The organism is Bradyrhizobium sp. SHOUNA76, assembly GCF_023006445.1.
Taxonomy (GTDB): domain Bacteria; phylum Pseudomonadota; class Alphaproteobacteria; order Rhizobiales; family Xanthobacteraceae; genus Bradyrhizobium.
Window position 1 is genome coordinate 1 of the sequence record NZ_JALBHA010000508.1, and the last position, 4,447, is coordinate 4,447.

At 64.2% G+C, this 4,447-nt stretch carries 7 protein-coding genes and 1 pseudogene; 6 read left to right on the forward strand and 2 right to left on the reverse strand.

All coding sequences use genetic code 11. From position 1 onward, the window contains the following. A pseudogene (locus MOV74_RS32040) lies at positions 1 to 204 on the reverse strand (hypothetical protein); the annotation flags it as partial. Positions 205 to 470: 266 nt separating this feature from the next. On the opposite strand from MOV74_RS32040, the gene MOV74_RS32045 reads away from it, so the two are divergent. The 4 genes from MOV74_RS32045 (at position 471) to MOV74_RS32060 (ending at position 2,683) form a co-directional block, all read left to right on the forward strand. Continuing rightward, the gene (locus MOV74_RS32045; RefSeq protein ID WP_246931007.1) at positions 471 to 674 is read left to right on the forward strand and encodes a hypothetical protein; all 204 of its coding nucleotides are present in this window, start codon (positions 471 to 473) and stop codon (positions 672 to 674) included. Between the two features lie 172 nt (positions 675 to 846). After that, positions 847 to 1,101, forward strand: a complete 255-nt coding sequence (locus MOV74_RS32050; protein ID WP_246931008.1) for a hypothetical protein — start codon at positions 847 to 849, stop codon at positions 1,099 to 1,101. Between the two features lie 254 nt (positions 1,102 to 1,355). Further along, entirely contained in the window at positions 1,356 to 1,595 is a 240-nt protein-coding gene (locus MOV74_RS32055; RefSeq protein WP_246931013.1) for a hypothetical protein, read from the forward strand. A gap of 167 nt (positions 1,596 to 1,762) precedes the next feature. After that, a complete protein-coding gene (locus tag MOV74_RS32060) occupies positions 1,763 to 2,683 on the forward strand; it encodes a DMT family transporter (RefSeq protein WP_246931009.1) in 921 nt (306 codons plus the stop codon). A gap of 6 nt (positions 2,684 to 2,689) precedes the next feature. Here the strand turns inward: MOV74_RS32060 and MOV74_RS32065 are convergent, their stop codons facing one another. Beyond that, positions 2,690 to 3,040 (reverse strand): zinc ribbon domain-containing protein YjdM, encoded by a 351-nt coding sequence (locus MOV74_RS32065; RefSeq protein WP_246931010.1) that lies wholly within the window; start codon positions 3,038 to 3,040, stop codon positions 2,690 to 2,692. A gap of 453 nt (positions 3,041 to 3,493) precedes the next feature. Here MOV74_RS32065 and MOV74_RS32070 point away from each other — a divergent pair, with 453 nt between their 5' ends. Beyond that, the gene (locus MOV74_RS32070) at positions 3,494 to 3,898 is read left to right on the forward strand and encodes a VOC family protein (RefSeq protein WP_246931011.1); all 405 of its coding nucleotides are present in this window, start codon (positions 3,494 to 3,496) and stop codon (positions 3,896 to 3,898) included. Positions 3,899 to 4,000: 102 nt separating this feature from the next. Continuing rightward, positions 4,001 to 4,447, forward strand: a 447-nt coding sequence (locus tag MOV74_RS32075) for a cell envelope biogenesis protein TolA (protein WP_246931012.1), incomplete at its 3' end; no start/stop codon positions are given.

Sequence of the window (4,447 nt, forward strand, 5' to 3'; positions counted from 1 at the left end):
GATGCCGTCCTCGATCGCCGCAGCGTGCGGCACGTCGGCGAGGTCGAGCCGGCTGAGATCCTTCGCGCGCGAGACGGCAGCCGCATTGGCGCCGCTGTTCTCGATGAGGGCGGGGGCATAGGCGGAGAGGGAAAGCGCCAGCCAGCCGGCTAGCACCGCCGAGGGGCACGTGACCGCCACCAAAAGAGACCGCCGATCGTTCATGATCCCTGCCTCCAAACGGTTCTGCCCGAACCCGTCTTGTCCGGACAGCGATGATGCAAACAGTCTGACGAAAACAGTCTTGCACGGAAAGGCACGCAGCGCGTCGATTGTTCGGGGGACGGTGTGGCGGCGCAATGGCACAAATCGGCGAAAACCGGCTTTTCGGGCAGGTGTTGCTGAGCTGCAACGCAGGTTCCATTGCGGTTCCAAGGGGAACTGCCGCGCGTTGCGCGCAACTTTGTTGCGGCTGGCGCGTTTGGTCGCCCATGACGCATTCCTCACTCCGCCCCATGGACGCCTTCGATCCGACCGAACCCGCCATCCTGCACGATCGCCTTACGGACACGATCATCACCTGGACCGCAGATCAGGCCGACGATTACCGGCGGGCCAGCCGCACGGGAGATGACGGAGCCGTGGCCTGGAAGGCCTATCTCTTCGACGGCTGGGGCAACGTGCTCGGTGGCTGAGCACTGTCCATAAAACCGCCATGTCGCGGCCGAACGTGATTCGGCCAACGCCTTGTACGTATTAAACATATCGCCATGCACGGCGCGCGCTGTTGCAATGCAACAAAGCATGTCGCAATGCAGCAAAACGCACCTAAATATGCTCCGACTCTTCCACTCAGGAGCACTACCAATGAACAAGAAGACTCTGTCGATCGCCGCCGCCATCCTGACGATCGCGGGCAGCACCGCGGCTTTCGCCGCCGAGCTGCCGACTTACGAGGCCAATGGATTTCCGGTCTCGCCCTTGCAGGTCCGCGTCCTCGGTGCCGCGCATGTCGAGCAGAAGGCTGCTGCGCCGACCGCGGTCGCCTCAGCCCACCAGGCGAAGGTGCTCAGCCCGCGCAAGGTGAAGACCGCCGACGTCACCACCGGCGCTGCCCGCTGATCTGACATCGCGTGACGGCAGGTGGGTTCCGCGGAGAGGCGGGACCCACTGCCTCACCGACTTCTTCGACGTCGAAGCTGCTTGCGCATTTCGCGCGTGCAGGATGTTGGAACTGCCTCGTGCGCATCTCGCGCCGGCGCGCATCGTGCAATGTCTCGGCACGATGAAATTGACACCGATGCGCTGATTGAGAATCCGGCCGCGAAACAAGTTCGCGTGAATGTGCCGGTTATGTATCCCCGTTCATAACGGGCGTGATCCTTTTAACAGTTGCTTTGCACGTCGCGTTGCTTGATGCGGCGGTCGCATCGTTGCGGCCAATTTTTGAAATCATAATGGAGGCCGTCATGCCCGTTGTGCAGAAAGCCGTTGTTGCCACCGTTTCGCCGCGTGCGTTCATTCTCAAGCACACCGCTCTGTTCGCCGCCGCCGCTCTGTTCGTGTTCGTGCTCAGCCTGACATACGGCCTCGATCTCAGCCCGGGATTTTTCTGAGCGATCGTCCGCTGCGCGCTAAGCACTCCGCGCGCGCAGCGTGCAGGCTTGACGGCGAGACGAGTGACGCATTCGCTGCGCTCACGCGGGCTACAGATTGCGCTGCGTGCCAGCCCTGCAGCGGCGTGGGTTGAGCCGATGGGCACGTTGCCATAAGGCTTGATCCCATGGATCAGCGGACGAGCGGCGCTGACGCTCTTTCTCGGAACGACGATGCCGCGCCAGCACTGCTCGGCGTGGTCTGCGGCCTTGCCGCGGCGCTGTTCTGGGCGCTCGGCTTTGCCGGTACGCGGCATGGGCTCAAGGTCGGCTTCACGCCGGTCGATCTGCTGGTGCATCGCTATGTCTGGTCGGGCATCGCGTTCCTGCCGCTGGTGCTGCGCGCCGGCATCGGCGATCTCTGCGGCATCGGCTGGAGCAGGGGCCTCGTGCTGATGGTCCTCGGCGGCCCCGTGATGTCGCTGATCTCCTACACCGGCTTCCTGTTCGTGCCGCTCGGACATGGCAGCGTGATCCAGCCCTCTTGCGCGACGCTCGGCGGCCTGTTGCTCGCGGCGGTCGTGCTGAAGGAACATATCTCCGTCTCGCGCCTTGCCGGCGCGATCGTCATCGTCGGCGGTCTCGGCGTGATCGGCGCGGAATCGATCGGCCATATCGGTGCCGACGGCGTGCTGGGCGATCTGATCTTCGTGCTGACGGGATTGATGTTCGCCGGCTTCGGCGCAGCTCTGCGGCACTGGCGCGTCTCCGCCGTCTCGGCCGCGCTCGTCATCAACGTGCTGTCGCTGCTGCTGCTGCCGGTCTACATCGCGACCGTCGGCCTCGCCCATGTTGCGGCGATCGGCATCACCGAGAACGCCATCCAGGCGCTGGCGCAGGGCGTGCTTGCCGGCCCCGCCGCGCTCTATCTGTTCGCGGTCTCGGTCCAGCGCCTTGGCGTTGCCCGCGCCGCGGTGTTTCCGGCCTGCGTGCCGGCGCTGACGCTGCTCACCGGCTGGCTGCTGCTCGGCGAGCCGCCGACGCTCTTGCAGACCGCGGGCCTCGTGACGGTGCTGTGCGGGTTTTACCTGGCGCAGCGGCAAAGCTAGCGCGAGCTACGCCTTCTTCACGAACTCCGACTTCAAGTTCATCGCGCCGATGCCGTCGATCTTGCAGGCGATGTTGTGTCCGTCGCTGGCGTCCTGGAGACGGATGTTGCGCACCTTGGTGCCGCCTTTCACGACCGAGGAGGAGCCCTTGATCTTGAGATCCTTGATCACGATGACGCTGTCGCCGTCAGCGAGCACATTGCCGTTGGCATCGCGCACGCCGGCGTCCTGCGCGGTGTCCGCGGCCGTCTCCGCCGTACCGCTCCATTCATGGGCGCATTCCGGGCAGACCCAGAGACCGCGGTCCTGATAGGCGTGCTCGGAGTTGCAGGCGGGGCATTTCATCGTGTCGGTCATGGCAAGTCTCGTCTAATTCTTTTCTCGTCTCAACGCTTGGTTGGCGGCGCGACCGTAGGGGCGGGGAACAGGAAAGCAAGGGAAAGCTGCCGACCGCGCGCGCCGTCATCGCCTGCCGGTGCGATATCACCGAAACAGTGCAACGAGGATCACGGCGAGCCAGCCTGAGAGGCAAGTAAGCCCGCCGGACATCGAATCTGGAAAACAACCCCATGCATAGTAGGCACATCTTTGATAACGTTCGATATTTCGGCAATGCCGAATATTGATTGATCCGTCGGGCAAAGCAGTGGCATGATGTCATGCTGGCGCTTGTCCGATCACGAGGAGAGTCCTGCGTAGCTCCCATGGAGCGTCAGCGAAATCCGACGGCCGAGCGTGCGGCATCATCCCGGATTCCGCTTGCGCTCCATCCGGGCTACGTTCGCCGCGCAACTGCGCAGCGAGGCCGGCATGACCTTCCTTCTCAACATCGACGTCCCCGACGTCGCGCAAGCTACGAGCTTCTACACCGAAGCCTTCGGCCTCACGGTCGGCCGCCGCTTCGGCTCCGATTTCGTCGAGCTGCTCGGCTGGCCCGCGCCGGTCTATCTCCTGACCAAGCAGGCCGGCACGCTCGGCGCCGGCAGCGATCGCCGCCGCTACGAGCGGCACTGGACGCCCGTGCATATCGACGTCGTCGTCGATGATGTCGATGCTGCCGTCGAACGCGCGCTGCGCGCCGGCGCGATCCTGGAAGTGCCGGCGTGCGATGCGCCGTATGGCCGGATCGCGATGCTGGCCGATCCGTTCGGGCACGGGTTTTGTCTGCTGGCATTCAGCGAGCAGGGTTATGACGCGCTGGTGGAAAATTCGTAGTTGGTAGTCCGGATGAGCGAAGCGACATCCGGGATATACTTCGGGATGAGTCCCGGATATCGCTTCGCTCATCCGGGCTACGATCTACGCTAACGGCGCGACATGCCAAAGAAACTGAAGACCTACCAGACCTCGCTCGGCTTCTTCGACCAGGCGATCGCGGCGCCCTCGATGAAGGCGGCGCTCGAGGCCTGGGGCGCCAGCTCCAACCTGTTTCATCAGGGCGCAGCGAAGGAGACTGACGACCCTGACATCGTCGCGGCAACCATGGCGAAGCCGGGCATCGTGCTCAGGCGGCCCGTCGGATCCGACGGCGCCTTCACGGAGAGCGCCGAACTGCCCACCGATCTTGCCGATGACGACGCCAAGCCCAAACGCAAACCCAAAAGCAAGCCGACACCGAAGCAGCGTCCGGCCAAGACCGCAAAGAAATCATCCCGCAAAACCGACGATCAGGCCGCGCGCAAGGCTGCCGCTGCGTTCGAGAAGGAGGAGCGGCGGCGCGAAGCCGAGCGTCGCAAGGGGGAGGCCGCCCGCGCCAAGGTGCGT

What these genes read in the sequence shown, in the direction of transcription:
- MOV74_RS32045 (WP_246931007.1), top strand. Translation starts at nt 471, where the DNA reads ATGACGCATTCCTCACTCCGCCCCATGGACGCCTTCGATCCGACCGAA.
- MOV74_RS32050 (WP_246931008.1), top strand. Translation starts at nt 847, where the DNA reads ATGAACAAGAAGACTCTGTCGATCGCCGCCGCCATCCTGACGATCGCG.
- MOV74_RS32060 (WP_246931009.1), top strand. Translation starts at nt 1,763, where the DNA reads ATGGATCAGCGGACGAGCGGCGCTGACGCTCTTTCTCGGAACGACGAT.
- MOV74_RS32065 (WP_246931010.1), bottom strand. Translation starts at nt 3,040, where the DNA reads ATGACCGACACGATGAAATGCCCCGCCTGCAACTCCGAGCACGCCTAT.
- MOV74_RS32070 (WP_246931011.1), top strand. Translation starts at nt 3,494, where the DNA reads ATGACCTTCCTTCTCAACATCGACGTCCCCGACGTCGCGCAAGCTACG.